Genomic DNA, 16,411 nt, shown 5'->3' with positions numbered 1-16,411 from the left:
ATCTCCCTTTATATGTTAATTTCAATCTTAATATTTATATAAATATTTAATCTTAAATTATTGTATGTCTATAATTCATAAACATGTTGATGAAATATTTGAATATGATGGAAGTCAGATAAATCCTTCTTGGGCTTTTCAAGAGTTTGGAATTTATGGTTCTTCAATTATTACATGGATTGGTCCAGTCAACATTACTCCGGATAATTTAAAGGATTTTGCTGATGTTGGGCTTGAAATCAAATCAAATTATATGGTTAATTTCATATGTGAATTTTTTGACCAGCAGCCAACAAACATGCGAATCGCTTATCTTCGCCAAAGGTTATTGGTAATGATTTTTAGAGAGATACTTACAGAATATGGTGTGGCAACTACTCGTGAGGGCGATGACCTATTTGTCGATGGAAGAAAACTGTCCATTTCAATTGCTAGTGTCTCATTAAGTTCAGCAAAAATACATTTCGCTCTTAATTTGGAGGACAAGGGAACTCCGGATGATATAGAAACAATAGGTTTATATGATATTAAAATAAATAATCAACAAGTTTTCACAGAAAATAATTTATTGGAATTAATCAATAAAACTGTATCTCGTTTTATTGATGAGTTAGAAACAATTGAAAATGATATAAGTAAAACAAAGGTGTTAGGATGAAAATTTTAGTAAACGGCATTCAATCAAATTTAAGATTCTCTTCAGCACATGTTATTCCAGGCCACGAATCCTGCGGGTATATTCACGGACATTCTTACTTTGTCGATGTTGAAATTGAAGGCGAAAGAGCAGGGGATTTTGAATTTGTTGTAGACTTTAAAGATGTAAAAGCTTTCACTAAGGCAATTTGTGATGAGCTGGATCACAGATTATTGATTCCTGTTTATAATGATTTAATTGAATTTAAAGACTTTGACAAGAAAAAAGATTCAATTTTCAATTTAAAAAAACAGCACACAGTTCATTTTAAAATTGACGGTAAGGGATATTCCTTGCCTGGTGTCGATTGCGTATTCCTGCCTCTTCCTTATACATCCGCTGAAGAATTATCTAAGTTTTTTGCTGAAACTCTTGCTAAAAAATTGTCTGAAACTTATGATAATCTTGAATATGTTGCAGTATGTGTAAATGAAGGCATAGGACAAGGTGCTGAATTTAGGAAAGATTTATGATGAAGGCTCCAATTATTGAAATATTTTCTTCATTTCAAGGTGAAGGTCTTTTAATAGGCGAAAGACAAATTTTTGTGAGATTTGCAGGTTGTAATTTGAACTGCAATTATTGCGACACCAATGACAGTAAATCAGAAAAATCAGGAAAGCTAATGACTCCTGATGAAGTCACTGCAGAAATTAATAAATTAATCACTCCTGATTGCAAAACCATCTCATTTACTGGAGGTGAGCCTAGTCTTTATCCTGACTTTATTTCAGAAGTTAGTGATAATTTTGATTTGAATATTATGCTCGAGACTAATGGAACTTTACCGGAGAAAATTGATTTAATTAAAAAATTGGATATGGTTTCTTTGGATATTAAGTTGCCTGAGCATTTTGATGGTGATTTTGATAATTCAATTTTTTTAAATGAAATTAAATCACTAAATTTATTAATATCAAAATCCATAAATGTATATTGTAAAGTAGTTATATTGCCGTCAACAAAAATAAAGTCATTTAAAGAGGTAGTTGAAAAATTATCAGAAAATATTTCAAACAAAAGCGACCTTAAAATAATTATCCAACCTTCTAGTCCATTAGGAGAATGGAAAGACATTAATTTTAGATTATTTGAGTTTTCCGAAGTTGTTGGGCAATATTTTGAAGTTTCCACCATTCCTCAAATCCATAAAATATTGGATATTGAGTGAATTTTTGTTTTTGAATATTATTGATTTTATTTTTTAAGATAGCAATTGTAAATAGAGGTGTGAAAATGAAAGACAAAACATCTATTAACAGAAAATCAAACACAGGTGCAGTTGAACGTGAAACTAAAGTTCATGACAGAGAAGGAGACATTATGGCTATTGCAACCAGAGATGTAGTTTCAATTCCTCCTTCAAAAAGTATCAAAGACACTGCTAAAGTAATGATGGAACATGAATTTAGAAGATTGCCAATTACTGACCCTGGTTCTGGTAAATTATTAGGTATTGTAACTGTAATGGATATATTAGATTTCTTTGGTGGAGGAAAAAAATTCAATATCATTGAGAAAAAATATGAAGATAATTTCTTAGCAGCTATTAATGAGCCAGTAAAAGAAATCATGTCTCGTGAATTAATTACAGTATCTAACAAAGCTTCAATTGGAGATACTCTTGAAGCAATGTTATCTAATCAATTAGGGGCTATTCCTATTGTAGATGCTAATGAAAAACTTGCAGGTATTGTTACTGAAAGGGATATTGCTTTATCTTTAGCAGGTGTTGCAGGTAAAGATATTGTCCAAGATTATATGAGTACAAAAGTGTTTAATACTACTCCTGGAACACCATTGGAAGGTGCATGTAAAATCATGGTAAGAAATGGTTTGAGAAGAATTCCAATTATTGGTGGTGAAGCGGACATATCCAAAGCAGCTAAAAAATTATTAGGTATTTTAACTTCTACTGATGTAATCAGATTCTTAAATGCTAAAGAATTATTTGATAACTTGAACTCTAATTTAGCAACTGATGTATTAGCAACTCAAATTTCTGAAATAATGGCTAAAGATCCAGTAACTGTTGAGCCAACTATGGGAATTGGAGAATTGTGCGAACTCTTTGCTGAAAAAAATATAGGTGGAGTTCCTGTTGTTAAAGATGATGAAGTAATTGGTATTATTACTGAAAGAGATATTTTAAACGCTGTTAAAAGATATTAAACATATATTAGGAGATGATAATATGCAAATTAAGAATTTGATGTCTGAGGATATTATTACCATAGACAAAGATCAAAATCTTTCTGATGCTTTGAAATTATTACGTAAACATAATGTTTCACGTTTGCCTGTAACCAACAATAAACAATTAGTCGGTATTATTTCTGAAAGAGACATTGCCGATAAACTTGGTTCTTCAAAATATGAAAGCATGCCTGCATCAAGACTTCATATTTCATCTGTAATGGTTAAAGATGTATTTACAGTTCCTCAAACAATGCAATTGGATGAAGTGGCAAAATTAATGTTAGAAAATGGCATAGGTTCTGTTCCGGTTATGGATGAAGATAAAATGGTCGGAATAGTTTCTAAAGCAGACTTTGTCACTCTTGCTATAGGAATTGCTTTTGATAAGATTACTGTTAAAGAAATCATGTCCAAAGATTTAACAGTAGTTTCACCAACTGAAAGGCTTGTTCATGCTAGAAGACTAATGAAAGAATCTCATGTAGGCAGATTGCCTGTTGTAGAAGATGAAAAATTGGTGGGTATGGTCACTTCTAAAGATTTGATGAGAGCATTCATTGACTTCAGGAAAAAAGTTCCTGAAAAATATCAGAAATCTCAAATTAAAGAAGTGCTAGTTGAAGATATCATGTCTTTTAATCCAACTTTCACTTCAAAAGATACTACTATTTCTGAAGTATCAAAAATCATGATGGAAACAGGATTTAATGGTTTGCCTGTCGTTGACGATGAAAAAGTCGTTGGTATAATAACACAAACTGATATTTTAAGACTAATTGAAAAATTAGAATCTTAAATATCTTTTTTTTATTTTTTTTTAAGGGGGTCTAAGTATTACTTTGATATCATTTCTAGGTCCTAAAGGTACTTTCACTCATCAAGCGGCCAATATACTTGGGGATGAGTTAATTCCATATTGCACAATCCCTGCGGTAATGGAAAGTGTTGCAAATGATGAAACTGATTTTGGTGTTGTTCCTATAGAAAATTCAATTGAAGGGCCTGTTGGAATAACTTTAGATTCTTTAGCTCATAAATTTGATTTAAAAATATTTAAAGAGATAATTATTCCTATAAATCAAAATTTTATTGTTAATCCTGGTTGTAAAATGGAAGATATTGAGGATGTTTATTCTCATGAACAGGCAATAGCTCAATGTAGGGAATTTATTCATAAAAATAATCTTCAACCTCACTATGCGGTCAGTACTGCGAACGCTGCTAAAAGTATTGTTGGAGATAAATCTAAAGCAGCTATTGGAAATGCCAAAACTGTTGAATTATATGATTTGGAAATTCTTGAAGCCAATATTCAAGATACTGATAATAATGCGACTAGATTCGTTGTTTTATCTAAAGATGATCATAAAATCACTGGTAATGACAAAACTTCTATAATTTTTTCAATATATGAAGACCGACCAGGAGGATTATATAATATTTTAGGTATTTTCCAAAAAAATAACATTAACTTAACTAAAATTGAATCTAGACCATCTAGAAGAGGTTTGGGCAAATATTTGTTTTTTGTTGACTTTAATGGTCATAAGGATGATGAAATAATTCAAAATATTATAAGTGAAATTGACGAAAATACTTATTTTTTAAAAGTTTTAGGTTCTTATCCTGAATATTAGGTAACATTTAAATTGATGTTTATATATAATTTACATTATAATAATTTCAGGGAGGGTAGGAATGACAGATGAAAGAGATAAACTTCTTCAGGTAATGAACAGTTTGGAAGCTGATTATAAATCTGGTAAAATTTCTACTGGAAAATATAGGTATTTTCGTTCTAAATATGAAGATAAATTAAATTCTATTGATGCAATGGAAGCAACTAGACGTATAAGGTCTATGCAAGGTAAATCAACTTCTCCAAAGACTAAAAAAAGAAGTAATAATCCTGCCATGAATAAGAAAAGAGAACAACAAGATTTAGTTCAAAAATACATTATAAATCCTAAAAAAGATGATGCGGCATATAATAAAAAGAAAAAATCATCAATGAATGGCGGTACTTTTAAGCTAATTGCAGTATTGGTTTTAATTATAGCGTTTACAGCAGGTGTGGCTTATGGTATTTTTAATTTGGATACTGAAACTGTTGCCAGTAGTGAAGTAGTTGCTACAGTTGAAGATACAGCATTCCCTGAAATTGTTGCTGTGGTAAATACAACCACTACAAACGTTACAGACACCTCAAATAACACTCAGGTTGAAGATACGACGGATAATGATGATAGTGATGAGGTTGAAACAACTACTCAAACTACAACAGAAACCACAACTGATACTCCGTCAAGTTCATCAAGTTCAAGTTCTAGTTATAGTTCCAGTTCAAGTTCAAGTTCCAGTTCATCAAGTTCAAGTTCTCCTAGCTCAGGTTCTTCCAGTGATGGTGGTTCATCACAATCTGGGGATAGTGGAGGATCTTCCGATTCAGGTTCTTCCAGTGAAGGAGGATCTGATAGTGGGGGCAGTGAAAGTGAATAATTTTGATGTGAAGGTGATTTTATGAAAAATAAGCTTTTAATTGGTAGTTTAATTGCAATTATTCTTATTGTATTTTTAATTTCAAGTGTTAGTGCAGATACTAAGACTAATGACGACACTACTGTTCAAACATTATCAAAAGGTGGATTAACAATTAATTATCCATCAAATTGGGGTTATTCACAAGCTACTTCAAATTATTCTATCATGTCCATTTCTAAATTGGATTCAATTGATTCAGCGGGAATTGGGCAGGTCAACATTAATTTTGAGAAAAAACCAATTGAAGGAGAATTTAATTCATTTGTAAATACTACTTATAAGTCTATGGAGTATGATTCATCATTTAATTTAGTTTCTTCAGGTAATTCTGTTATCGGTGACAGACAAGCTTTAGAATATGTTTATACTTCTAATAATAATGGTATAGAAAGAGAACATAAGGCGGTTTGGTTTGAAAAAGGTGGTCAGGCTTATGTTTTATTATACAGTGCACCATTAGATCAATTTGAATCTAATCTATATGTATTTGATTATATCTTGTCTGACATACAAATAACTTAAGGTGTTTTAATGATAATTTTATGTGTAACTGGCAGTATTGCTGCTACTGAATCAATCAAATTGGCTCGTGAGCTTAGAAGGAATGATGTTGAAGTGAAATGTTTCATGAGTGATTCTGCTTGTGAAATTATTCATCCTAATGCTATGGAATTTGCAACAGGTCAGGAAGTGGTTACAAAGTTAACTGGAAAAATTGAACATGTGAAATATTCACAAGAAGATCTGATTCTTGTTGCGCCGGCTACTGCAAATACTATTTCCAAATTTGCTCATAAAATTGCAGATAATCCTATTTCAACTCTTTTAATAACTGCTCAAGGTCATAACACTCCAATTATTTTTGTACCTTCAATGCATGATTCAATGTATCATGCAATTAAAGAAAATATTGATAAAATCAAGCAAGAGGGATCTGCATATTTCATTAAACCTAGGATGGATGAAGGAAAAGCTAAATTTCCATCTAAAGAGGATATTGTTCTCGAATCTTTAAGAACTATTAATTTACATAAAAAGGATTGATATTATTAAAGGTAAAAAAATTTTAATTAGTTTTGGCGGAACATATGAACCTATTGATTCTGTTAGGGGAATTACTAATAAATCCTCTGGAAAAATGGGTTTGGCTCTTGCCCGTGAAGCATATATTCGTGGAGCAGATTTGACATTAATTGTTGCTAATGTCAGTGTAGAAATTCCTGCTGTTTTTGATGATGTTATTAGGGTTGAAACCAGTAGTGAAATGAATGAAGAAGTCTTGAAGTTAATCCCTTTTTATGATATTTTCATTTCTGCAGCTGCAGTATCTGATTTTGAATTCAGACAAAAATCTGATAAAAAGATTGATTCATCTAGTTCATTATTTTTAAATCTAAAGCCTACAACTAAAATCATACGTCAAATTAAAAAGATTAATCCAGATATTTTTCTTGTTGGGTTTAAAGCTGAATTTAATATTTCAAGGGAGGAAATTATTCACTGTGCTCGTAAACAAATTGAAGATGCAGGAACTGACTTGGTTGTTGCTAATGATATTTCAAAAGATAATTGTCAGTTTGGATCTGATAATAATGAGGTATTGATTGTGGATAATGATGTTTTAACAATACCTTTAGCATCAAAAAATGATATTGCAAAAAGCATTTTTGATGTTATTTCCAAAAAGATATAAGTTCATCTATATGTCTTATTATTAACTTATTAGTTTACTTTTTTAAATCAAATATTTTGATAGTTTATACGTGTATTTGGTAGTTTTTTAATAAAACTATTGATTTAATTATCCATTAAATTAATATTTTGTTACTTAATTTTCGGAGGATTTTTTTGATTTGATTATTTTTGAAAAATTGTGTGTAATGTTTCATTTGCTTATATTTTCTCTAAATCAATTTTAATTTTTGATTGTAATTTCAAAAAATATGAAAAATTAATTATCTTGAATAAGTTTAAATGATTTTATTTGGGAGTAGTTTGTTTGAATTTATAGCAAAATATGGGCTTAATTGAGTAATACTTTTTTGATTAAAAACACTAAATCAATCTTTTAAAAAAAGTCATTTAAAAATAAGTATTTTACAAAAATAAGTTCATGCCTTTAGGTGTCAGTTAAATGGAGTGATTAATAGAGTGAATTAACCTAAAGGACATTTCAATGAACTTTTATTTTATTTGCATTAGCATTTATTATTTTTAATTTCATAGTATAAATATCTATCTAAGTAATACTTTTTTGTGTTTTTTGTAGTAATTTTTTATAATTCTCACAGCTATTTTTTTTCAAAAAATCATATGCATATTATCTATTTTTTTTTAAAAATTTTTCTCAACTAATAATGCAATATGGTCTTTTTCGTAAGGTTCCAGTTTTACTTTTTCAATAATCTTAAAACCTTTTTCCTTCAATTTCTTCTCTTGTTCTTTGAAAACTTTTTTAGGCTTTTGAACAACATCAATACTTCTGGCTTTAATCATTAAAAGACCAACACCATTATCATTTGAAAATAAATTCATATTTCTTATGAACAATTCTGTTTGTGTTGGTTGGGCAACATCGCAATACACCAAGTCTGTTTTTCCGACTATGTTCAGATATGATTTGGGTTTGGTTGCATCACCTAAAATCGGAGCAATATTATGTCTTTGACGTGAAAGTTGAACTAATTTCTTTGCGGTAGTAGGTGAAAATTCAATGGCATAAATTCTTCCATTGATTACTATATCTGAAATATGTGATACGGTAGTTCCAGTTGAAGCACCAAGGTATAGGACTTTTGAAGTGTCTGTAAGCTCTAAATTTTTCAATCCATTTAAAAGCGCTGCTGCTAATTTGGAACGTCTAGGGTTCCAAATTCTGTATTCCTCATTTTCTTGAATTAATTCTTCACCATATACAGATGTTCCGGGGATTAAATTTCGTGTTGCTACATTCCCATCTTTAAAATAAACTTTCATGCTTTATCTCCTTTTCCTTTTCTTTTTACCTTTTCTCTTTTTATTTTTTGATTTTGACTTTTCTTCTTTTCTTTTTTTAGTTGTTTTAGTTGGAAAAGGATTATTTTTTTCTATTTCTTCAACTTTTTGTTTAAATTCTTCTGCAACATTTTCATCAATGGTTTTTGTAAAAACATCGCGTCTTACTGCTAAAGATATTTTTCCTGCAAGCATTCTTGCAATTTTACCTCTATTCCACCATTTTGCTCCGCGAACTTGGGGGTGTTGGTAGATTAAACCATATTTTGGGGGACGGTCTCCACTTTTCAAATGTCTAAACAATGCCTTTTCAGCACCCATGATTTGAACAGTGCTTGAAGGATACATTGCAAGACGTTTAATTCCTCCGGAGTGTGAAATTAACTTTGCACCTAATGTTGAACCGACAAGCAATCTGAGATTAGGCGCGATACTTTCCATTTTCTGATCAATATATTCTTCAATGTTTTTTCTTGATTTTTGAAGTTCAAAAATGGATTTTGCATAGTTGTTCATTATTTCTAAATCAATTGGATTAATGTCTTCTTCCAAATCGATTATGTCTTTAGGGAATGCTTCAGGTTTTGCTTTAAGAATTTCTTGTTTTGTTTTGTTTTGAGAAATTAATCGTATATAGGTTTCATTGTTTTTAATGACGTCCATTTCAGGGAAGTATAATGCATACCATTCACGTATTCTTTCAATTAACTTTGAAATGGTTTCATCAATTTCATCGATTGAATTTACAGCCTGAATCAGGTGTTTATCTTCGCTTGCAGATTCTTTTTTAATTTTATAAATTGCAAAATTTTGATAAATATTATTCAATTCATCACTGTCCAAATCAAACTTGTCATAATTTGTTCTTAAGAATTCTCCAGCTTGATTTGGAGTTTTGATGGTAATTTTATCATTGTTATAATCTGACAACCTTTTGTTTGATTCAATGATTATTTCATCATAATCTTTTGATAATTCACCGATAAGTTCTATTTCTTCTTTGACTATCTTTTTATCATCTATTTCTATTAACCGATCGATAATTTCATTTTCAGGAAATAATCTTTCAGATATTAATTCATTTTCACCATTAAAAGCAAAAAATCCCTTAACACAATAAGTAATATAGCATTCCATAAAATAAATTATTCATTTTATTTTTAATAAGATTTATTATATTCTAAACTAAATTATTTTAATAGGTTATATTTATGTCAAAGCAAAGTTTCAGAGATTTAAAAAATGAAATTGAATTAAAAAATGCTGAAATTGACGAAATGTCAATGGAGTTGGATGCAAAAAACGAAGAAATTAACAAGTTAAAATTATACTCCACTAAGTTAAAATATGAAAAAAAGAATTTGGAGGATAAATTGGATACAAAAATAGATTATGACAAGGCAAGAATTAAGGAACTTGATGATTTACAAGAAAAATTGATTGAAAAAGATAAAATCATCGAGGACAAGCATGATCAGGTAAGATATCTCAGGTCTTTAATCGATGATTATAAAACCCAGGTCAAATCTAATTCAGAAGAGTTGGAAATACAAATTAGAAAAATCTCTAGAAGCTATGATGATTTACTCTCTCAAAAAGATTTAATTATCGAAAAACAGGATGAAATTATTGAAAAACTAACTAAAGCTAATGATGAAATTGTTAAATCCAATAAGACAAATGTTTTAAGTTTAAAATTACAAAATGAAAAATATCAGGAAATCATTGATAAATTTTCAAAATAATTAGGAATGTGATAATATGAAATTTGATCCCCATATCCACAGTGTTTATTCTCCAGATGCGCGTTCATACCCTAAAGATATTCTCAAACAAGCTAAAAGAATAGGTTTGGATGCAATTGCTATAAGTGACCATGATGAGATAAAAGGCTCAAGGGTAACAAGAAGTCTTGCAGAAGACATAATTGTTGTGCCGTCAATTGAAATATCTTCCGAAAAAGGACATATACTTGGGTTGGGTGTTGATGAAATCATTCCTAAAGGTTTGTCTGCAGCTGAAACAGTGGATTTAATTCATGATGCAGGAGGATTGGCTATTGTGCCTCATCCTTTTTCATATTATCGTAAAGGATTGTTCTGTAAGGAGAATACTGGCTTGGATATCGAGGGTGTAGAAACTAAAAATGCAAGATATTTTGTTGGATATTCAAATAATCAGGGTAAGAAATTAGCCAAAAAAAGAAATCTTGCCACTTTGGGAGCTAGTGATTCTCATTTCATCGAATCCATTGGTGATGCATATACAGAAGTCGATACTGGGGGAGACGATTCAGTCGACGGTATATTAAAAGCAATTAAAAAGAGACAATGTAAATCTATGGGTCATGCAACAAGCAATATTTTAGTAGCTAAGGAATATTATGTTAAAAAAGTTTTAAAACAATATCCTCAAGTTAAATAATCGTTATATGTCTGAGAAGATGTAATCTTTATATGAATCGAAGTATATGTATCCTGAGATAATACTAAGTATTGTGGCAACATAAATGAATAACAGGTCTATCCTATAAAGGCTATTTTCAAAGGATGATAAAGGAATTCCAATGATAAATAACAGTATTATTCCAATCATCATGCAAACAGTTTTGATTTTTCCATGCCATGATGCTTGAACTGCACCTTCTGTTTTTCCAACAACCATTTTTAAAGAATCCACTGCAATGTCTCTTGAAATAACAATCACTGGCACTATTACTGGAATGAAATTGGAGCTTGCTAATATTATTAACACTCCATTAACCAACACTTTATCGGCAATTGCATCCATAACTTTACCGAAATCAGTCACTGAATTGTATTTTCTAGCAAGATATCCGTCTAAAACATCAGTAAGAGATCCAATAGCAAATAAAATGCCTACCACTATGTATTCTAAATTGAAATCTAAGGAGAGAGTTTTCACTGAATAAATAGGCCATTCAATTCCTAATGAGCTCCAAGGTATGCATAAAATTACCAATACGACTGCAGAAATGACTAGTCTAAGAATTGTAAGTTTATTGGGCAGATTCATTCCCTTTTTCTTATCATTTTTTGCCAAGATGTTCCTCCTTGTTTAATAAATTTATAATGATAGTTTTTCCTGTCTAAATTATGTAAAGCTTAATGCATTTTCACATTTTACTTAAAATTATTTTCATATTTTAATATATTTTTATATCTTAATAAACATTTTTAGATTATTACTATTTGATTGTTTTTTTTCCATAATTTTAATTAATGACTAAGTTTAAAATTTAAATTATAGATTATTTTAAAATTTGTAAGTATTAGATATTTTTTGTGATATTATGTTAAAAACAAATGTTTGCGGAGTGGAATTTCAAAATCCATTGATGTTGGCTGCCGGAATAATGGGAAGCAGTGCTTCATCAATGAATTGGATTTTAAAATCTGGTGCAGGAGGAGTTGTATCTAAATCTTTTTCCCTAAATCCTCATCCAGGTTATGTTAACCCTACAACTGTTGGAGTTGATGGAGGAATTATCAATGCAATTGGATTGTCAAATCCTGGTGTTGAGAATTTTAAAGAAGAATTAAAGAAAATTGACCGTGAAGATAATGTTTTAATCGCTTCAATTTATGGTGCAACACCTGATGAATTTTCGCAGTTGGTTAACGAAGTTCAGGGGATTGTTGACATGATTGAGTTAAATATTTCATGCCCTCATGCAATGGATGGATATGGTGCATCCATAGGTCAAAGTTGTGATTTGTCCCATACTATTGTTTCAGCAGCTGCTGATGAGGCGAATGTACCAATTATTGCTAAATTAACTCCTAATGTAACTGATATTACCGAAATTGCAAAGACCTGTGAAGATGCGGGAGCCGATGCTTTATCATTAATTAATACTGTAGGACCAGGTATGAAGATTAACATTGATGTTGCAAAGCCGGTATTGGCAAATAAGTTTGGTGGAATGAGTGGTAAGGCCATTAAACCGATTGCAATCAGTAATGTCTATTCAGTATACGAATCTGTAGAGATTCCCTTGATTGGTGTTGGTGGAATATATACTTTTGAGGATGTTGTGGAGTTTATATTTGCTGGCGCTCGTGCAGTTCAAATTGGTACTGCAATAATGGATGAGGGCGTTGAAGTGTTTGGCAAAATCAATCAGGATTTAGAAAGATTCATGTCAAAAAAAGGTTATTCTTCTATTGATGAAATGGTGGGTATTGCACATGATTAGGGAACCAAAAATTGTTGAAATTAAAGAAATTGCTGTGGAAACTCCTACAATTAAGACTTTTAAATTTGATTGGGATTTTGAAACATTGGGCAAACCGAATCCTGGTGAATTTTTAATGATTTGGAATTTTAATGATGAAAAGCCAATGTCAATTTCACAAATTAATGACAATGAATTGGCCATTACTGTAAAAAACATCGGAAAATTCACTTCACAGTTACATGATCTTGAAGTGGGGGATGTCATTGGTGTCAGGGGAAGTTATGGAAATGGCTTTGACGCCTCCTTTGAAGGTAAAAGAATCATCGCTATTGGTGGTGGAGTAGGAATGGCTCCTATTAATGCTATCGCCTCTCATTTAGCTAAAAATAATGATGTTGATGTGATTTCTGCTGCTCAAACTAAAGATGAATTATTATTCATTGATTCATTGGAAAATCTTGGTGTCAATGTTCATCCATGTACTGATGATGGAAGTTTCGGATTTGAAGGTTTCGCAACAAATTGTCTCGAGCATTTACTTGAAGATGTGACTTATGATTATGCATTTGTCTGCGGTCCTGAGATAATGATGAAAGGAATATTTGATATACTTGAAGCTTCTAACATACTTGGCCAATATTCTCTTGAAAGATATATGAAATGCGCACTAGGTGTGTGTGGTCAGTGTTGTGTTGATAGTGAAGGTTGGAGAATCTGTGTTGAAGGGCCTGTTTTTGAAGAAAATAAAATTTATAAGATTACTGAATTTGCAAAATACAGAAAAGATGCTTCCGGTGTAAAATATTAATGAGGAATTGATAATATGGAAATTAACATTAAAGAATACTTGACTCCGCCAATACTTATGATAATATTTTTATTGATAGTTTCTTTGATGTTTGTTTTTCCGGTTCTAAGTATGGTTATCTTGGGAGCTATTTTAGCTTATGGAGTAAGACCAGTAGCCTTTAAAATTCAATCAAAATTAAAATTCAAATCCCTTTCAATTTTAATTGCAATGGTGATTATTTTAATACCCTTGATATTGTTGATTGGATATATTATATTTGAGCTTACAGGTTTGGTTTCAGGAATTTTAGCTTCTAATTCATACACAGATGTTGGAAACTCAATTTCAATGTTAACTACTTATCTTCCCGGTGAATTTGATAGCAGTTCAATATCCACATCAATAAACTCATCAATTCAGGAAATAGGCAGTTATATCTTAAATTATCTTGTAAAATTTGTAAGTAGCTTGGTGAATATTACTTTAGATTTGTTTATACTTGTTTGTTCAGTGTTTTACTTTGCCCGTGATGGGGATGACTGTTTAAATTTTATCAAATCATTTGTTCCTGATGATTCTAAGGAATTTTTTGAAAAGACAATTGTATCAATAAAAGATGTTTTAAGAAGCATATTTTATGGACACTTCCTAACCTCACTGATTATAGGAATATTTGGTGCGATTGGGTATTCATTATTGGGTTATCCTTACGGAATATTTTTAGGTGTAATAACAGGAATTTTACAGTTAATTCCAGTATTCGGACCATGGCCAATTTATTGGGCATTATTTTTCATAGACGTCCTCTCTGGAAATTATCCGAGGGCAATAATAGTTCTACTATTCGGATTTTTCTTAAGTACTGTGGATATGTATATAAGACCTGCCCTATCAAGCCATTATGCTGATATTCATCCGTTAATATTACTTATAGGTTTTTTATCAGGGCCTCTTGTTTATGGAATTGTGGGATTTATAGTGGGACCTTTAATTTTAGGAATCACCTATGCAGTTTTAGATAATTACAGAAAAGAATTTCTCATGGGAGATGAATAGATGCAGAGAAATGTTGTAATTCTGGATATAGATTATGTAACTTATGAAAATAAGCCAGTAATAAGATTATTTTCAAAAGAAGGCGATAAAAACATAATTTTAATTGATGATACTTTTGAACCATACTTGTATGTGGTATCTGATAATATTGAAGAGTGCATATCTGAAATTAAAGAGAATATTGATGTAGTTAAAGTTGAAAAAGTTATCAAAAAGGATTTCCAAATAGAATCTGAATTTATAAAGGTTACATTCATTCATCCTCAGGTATTGGCTAAAAATAGGGATGCTTTAAGGGATTTGGAACATGTAATTCAAATTAGGGAATTTGATATTCCATTTTACAGAAGATATCTGATGGATAGGGACATTATTCCAATGACTGAAGTCATTGCCACTGGAGATGAACTTGATACATTTCTAGATTTGGATTCTGCAAAGCTTGATGTTGAAATAATCAAATTAACAGAACCTCTTAAACGTGTTAAGGAATATCCTCAAAATTTCAGAATATTGAGTTTCGATTTAGAAGTCAGAAATCCTCATGGAATGCCTGATTCTGCAGAAGATGAAATAATCATGATTGGAGTTTCAAGCAATTTTGGTATAAATCAGGTAATTTCAACAAAAACAAATTCTAAAGACAAGGATGATTTTGTAAATCAGGTATCCAGTGAAAAGGAAATGATTGAAGAGTTTGTAAAAATTATCAAAGATAATAATGTGGACATTATTGTCGGATATAACTCAGATAATTTTGATTTCCCTTATCTAAAAGACCGGGCCAAAATATTGGATGTAGATTTGGATATTGGAATGGACGGATCTGAAGTGAAATTTATCAGAAGAGGTTATGCCAATGCAGCTTCATTTAAAGGATTGATTCATGTTGATTTGTATCTTGTTATGAGAAGATACATGACTCTTGACAGATACACGTTGGAACGGGTTTATTATGAATTATTCGGTGAAGAAAAAATTGACGTTCCGGGAGACCGCATATGGGAGTTCTGGGACAATGAAGGTGAAGAACTGGATAATTTATTTGATTATTCACTTGATGATGTAGTTTCCACTTTAAAAATTGCAGAGCAGACTTTGCCTCTTAATTTGGAACTTACTCGTATTATAGGTCAACCATTATTTGATGTATCCCGTATGGCAACAGGCCAGCAGGCCGAATGGTTTTTAGTAAAACAAGCTTATTTTGATGAAGAAGTAGTGCCGAACAAACAGGGTTCCAACTTTGCAGACCGTGCATCTGCTGAGGATAATGAAGGTGGGTATGTAAGGGAACCTGAAAAGGGCCTTCATGAAAATCTTGTGCAGTTCGATTTCAGAAGCCTGTATCCTAGTATAATTATATCTAAAAACATATCTCCTGATGTTATGACATTAGGGGAAGTTGAAAACGAGGAGGATTATAATATTTCTCCTGAACACGGCGTCAAGTTTAAAAAATCACCGCAGGGTTTTATTCCATCTGTTATTGATAAGATTCTGCAGGAGAGATTTAGAATCAAACGTGAAATGAAAGCCTCAAATGATCCTCAGCAAAAAATAGCTTTGGATGTACAACAGCAAGCTATTAAAAGATTGGCAAATACAATGTATGGAATTTATGGTTTTCCACGTTTCAGATGGTATTCATTTGATTGTGCAAAGGCGATTACTTCCTGGGGAAGGCAGTATATTAAATCATCAATAAAAAAAGCAGAAGAATATGGGTTTTACGCAATTTATGCGGATACTGATGGTTTTTATGCGAAATATGAAAAATAATTAATTTTTTTTATAGTTAATTACCAAACTTTTGGTATATATGTTTCAAACCATTTGTCATATACTTTTGTATCTAAAATCGATTCAAAGTAAGTATTTATAGTTAATTCATGTAAAAATTCTTTTGATTTTAGATAATGATGTTTTATTT

The 16,411-nt window shown here is 30.9% G+C and carries 19 protein-coding genes; 16 read left to right on the top strand and 3 right to left on the bottom strand.

The window, feature by feature from the left end:
• Positions 1 to 64: 64 nt before the first annotated feature.
• From IJ258_RS10690 to IJ258_RS10645, 10 genes are all read left to right on the top strand, one after another.
• Positions 65 to 658: a DUF366 family protein gene (locus IJ258_RS10690; RefSeq protein ID WP_292806725.1), complete on the top strand. Its 594-nt coding sequence runs from the start codon at positions 65 to 67 to the stop codon at positions 656 to 658.
• The gene (locus IJ258_RS10685) at positions 655 to 1,170 is read left to right on the top strand and encodes a 6-pyruvoyl tetrahydropterin synthase family protein (protein ID WP_292806723.1); all 516 of its coding nucleotides are present in this window, start codon (positions 655 to 657) and stop codon (positions 1,168 to 1,170) included. Before IJ258_RS10690 ends, IJ258_RS10685 begins: the two co-directional genes overlap by 4 nt.
• Complete coding sequence (locus IJ258_RS10680; protein ID WP_366514583.1) at positions 1,170 to 1,868, top strand: 7-carboxy-7-deazaguanine synthase QueE; 699 nt, start codon at positions 1,170 to 1,172, stop codon at positions 1,866 to 1,868. The genes IJ258_RS10685 and IJ258_RS10680 overlap by 1 nt, the downstream gene beginning before the upstream one ends.
• Positions 1,869 to 1,933: 65 nt before the next feature.
• Positions 1,934 to 2,869 (top strand): CBS domain-containing protein, encoded by a 936-nt coding sequence (locus IJ258_RS10675; RefSeq protein WP_292806719.1) that lies wholly within the window; start codon positions 1,934 to 1,936, stop codon positions 2,867 to 2,869.
• Positions 2,870 to 2,891: 22 nt separating this feature from the next.
• Positions 2,892 to 3,692: a CBS domain-containing protein gene (locus IJ258_RS10670; protein ID WP_292806717.1), complete on the top strand. Its 801-nt coding sequence runs from the start codon at positions 2,892 to 2,894 to the stop codon at positions 3,690 to 3,692.
• A 43-nt stretch (positions 3,693 to 3,735) separates the two neighbouring features.
• The gene (pheA, locus tag IJ258_RS10665) at positions 3,736 to 4,533 is read left to right on the top strand and encodes a prephenate dehydratase (protein WP_394355659.1); all 798 of its coding nucleotides are present in this window, start codon (positions 3,736 to 3,738) and stop codon (positions 4,531 to 4,533) included.
• Positions 4,534 to 4,594: 61 nt separating this feature from the next.
• Entirely contained in the window at positions 4,595 to 5,395 is an 801-nt protein-coding gene (locus tag IJ258_RS10660; protein WP_292806716.1) for an endoglucanase, read from the top strand.
• Between the two features lie 21 nt (positions 5,396 to 5,416).
• Entirely contained in the window at positions 5,417 to 5,959 is a 543-nt protein-coding gene (locus IJ258_RS10655; RefSeq protein ID WP_292806715.1) for a PsbP-related protein, read from the top strand.
• Positions 5,960 to 5,968: 9 nt separating this feature from the next.
• Positions 5,969 to 6,481 (top strand): flavoprotein, encoded by a 513-nt coding sequence (locus IJ258_RS10650; RefSeq protein WP_292806713.1) that lies wholly within the window; start codon positions 5,969 to 5,971, stop codon positions 6,479 to 6,481.
• 25 nt (positions 6,482 to 6,506) lie between these two features.
• Positions 6,507 to 7,130 (top strand): phosphopantothenoylcysteine decarboxylase, encoded by a 624-nt coding sequence (locus tag IJ258_RS10645; RefSeq protein ID WP_366514582.1) that lies wholly within the window; start codon positions 6,507 to 6,509, stop codon positions 7,128 to 7,130.
• A 641-nt stretch (positions 7,131 to 7,771) separates the two neighbouring features.
• Here the strand turns inward: IJ258_RS10645 and IJ258_RS10640 are convergent.
• Together IJ258_RS10640 and IJ258_RS10635 are read right to left on the bottom strand one after the other, a co-directional pair.
• Positions 7,772 to 8,413, bottom strand: a complete 642-nt coding sequence (locus tag IJ258_RS10640) for a fibrillarin-like rRNA/tRNA 2'-O-methyltransferase (protein WP_292806711.1) — start codon at positions 8,411 to 8,413, stop codon at positions 7,772 to 7,774.
• Between the two features lie 3 nt (positions 8,414 to 8,416).
• Positions 8,417 to 9,568, bottom strand: a complete 1,152-nt coding sequence (locus IJ258_RS10635) for an NOP5/NOP56 family protein (protein ID WP_292806709.1) — start codon at positions 9,566 to 9,568, stop codon at positions 8,417 to 8,419.
• A gap of 74 nt (positions 9,569 to 9,642) precedes the next feature.
• On the opposite strand from IJ258_RS10635, the gene IJ258_RS10630 reads away from it, so the two are divergent.
• On the top strand, positions 9,643 to 10,176 hold the full coding sequence (locus tag IJ258_RS10630) for a glycosyl transferase (RefSeq protein ID WP_292806708.1): 534 nt from the start codon (positions 9,643 to 9,645) through the stop codon (positions 10,174 to 10,176).
• A 16-nt stretch (positions 10,177 to 10,192) separates the two neighbouring features.
• Positions 10,193 to 10,855, top strand: coding sequence for a PHP domain-containing protein (locus tag IJ258_RS10625; protein ID WP_292806706.1), 663 nt, complete (start codon positions 10,193 to 10,195; stop codon positions 10,853 to 10,855).
• A 3-nt stretch (positions 10,856 to 10,858) separates the two neighbouring features.
• Here IJ258_RS10625 and pgsA read toward each other — a convergent pair whose 3' ends face one another.
• The gene (gene pgsA / locus IJ258_RS10620) at positions 10,859 to 11,494 is read right to left on the bottom strand and encodes a CDP-diacylglycerol--glycerol-3-phosphate 3-phosphatidyltransferase (protein WP_292806704.1); all 636 of its coding nucleotides are present in this window, start codon (positions 11,492 to 11,494) and stop codon (positions 10,859 to 10,861) included.
• Between the two features lie 250 nt (positions 11,495 to 11,744).
• On the opposite strand from pgsA, the gene IJ258_RS10615 reads away from it, so the two are divergent.
• The 4 genes from IJ258_RS10615 to IJ258_RS10600 are packed head-to-tail and all read left to right on the top strand — an operon-like array spanning position 11,745 to position 16,260.
• On the top strand, positions 11,745 to 12,650 hold the full coding sequence (locus tag IJ258_RS10615) for a dihydroorotate dehydrogenase (protein ID WP_292806702.1): 906 nt from the start codon (positions 11,745 to 11,747) through the stop codon (positions 12,648 to 12,650).
• Positions 12,643 to 13,440: a dihydroorotate dehydrogenase electron transfer subunit gene (locus IJ258_RS10610; RefSeq protein ID WP_292806700.1), complete on the top strand. Its 798-nt coding sequence runs from the start codon at positions 12,643 to 12,645 to the stop codon at positions 13,438 to 13,440. The genes IJ258_RS10615 and IJ258_RS10610 overlap by 8 nt, the downstream gene beginning before the upstream one ends.
• A 15-nt stretch (positions 13,441 to 13,455) precedes the next feature.
• The gene (locus IJ258_RS10605; RefSeq protein ID WP_292806698.1) at positions 13,456 to 14,478 is read left to right on the top strand and encodes an AI-2E family transporter; all 1,023 of its coding nucleotides are present in this window, start codon (positions 13,456 to 13,458) and stop codon (positions 14,476 to 14,478) included.
• A complete protein-coding gene (locus tag IJ258_RS10600; RefSeq protein ID WP_292806696.1) occupies positions 14,479 to 16,260 on the top strand; it encodes a DNA-directed DNA polymerase in 1,782 nt (593 codons plus the stop codon).
• Positions 16,261 to 16,411 lie beyond the last annotated feature (151 nt).

Source organism: Methanobrevibacter sp. (genome assembly GCF_017468685.1).
GTDB lineage: Archaea > Methanobacteriota > Methanobacteria > Methanobacteriales > Methanobacteriaceae > Methanocatella.
Note: the sequence above shows the minus strand (reverse complement) of the source record. Positions and strands in the feature narration are given on the sequence as shown.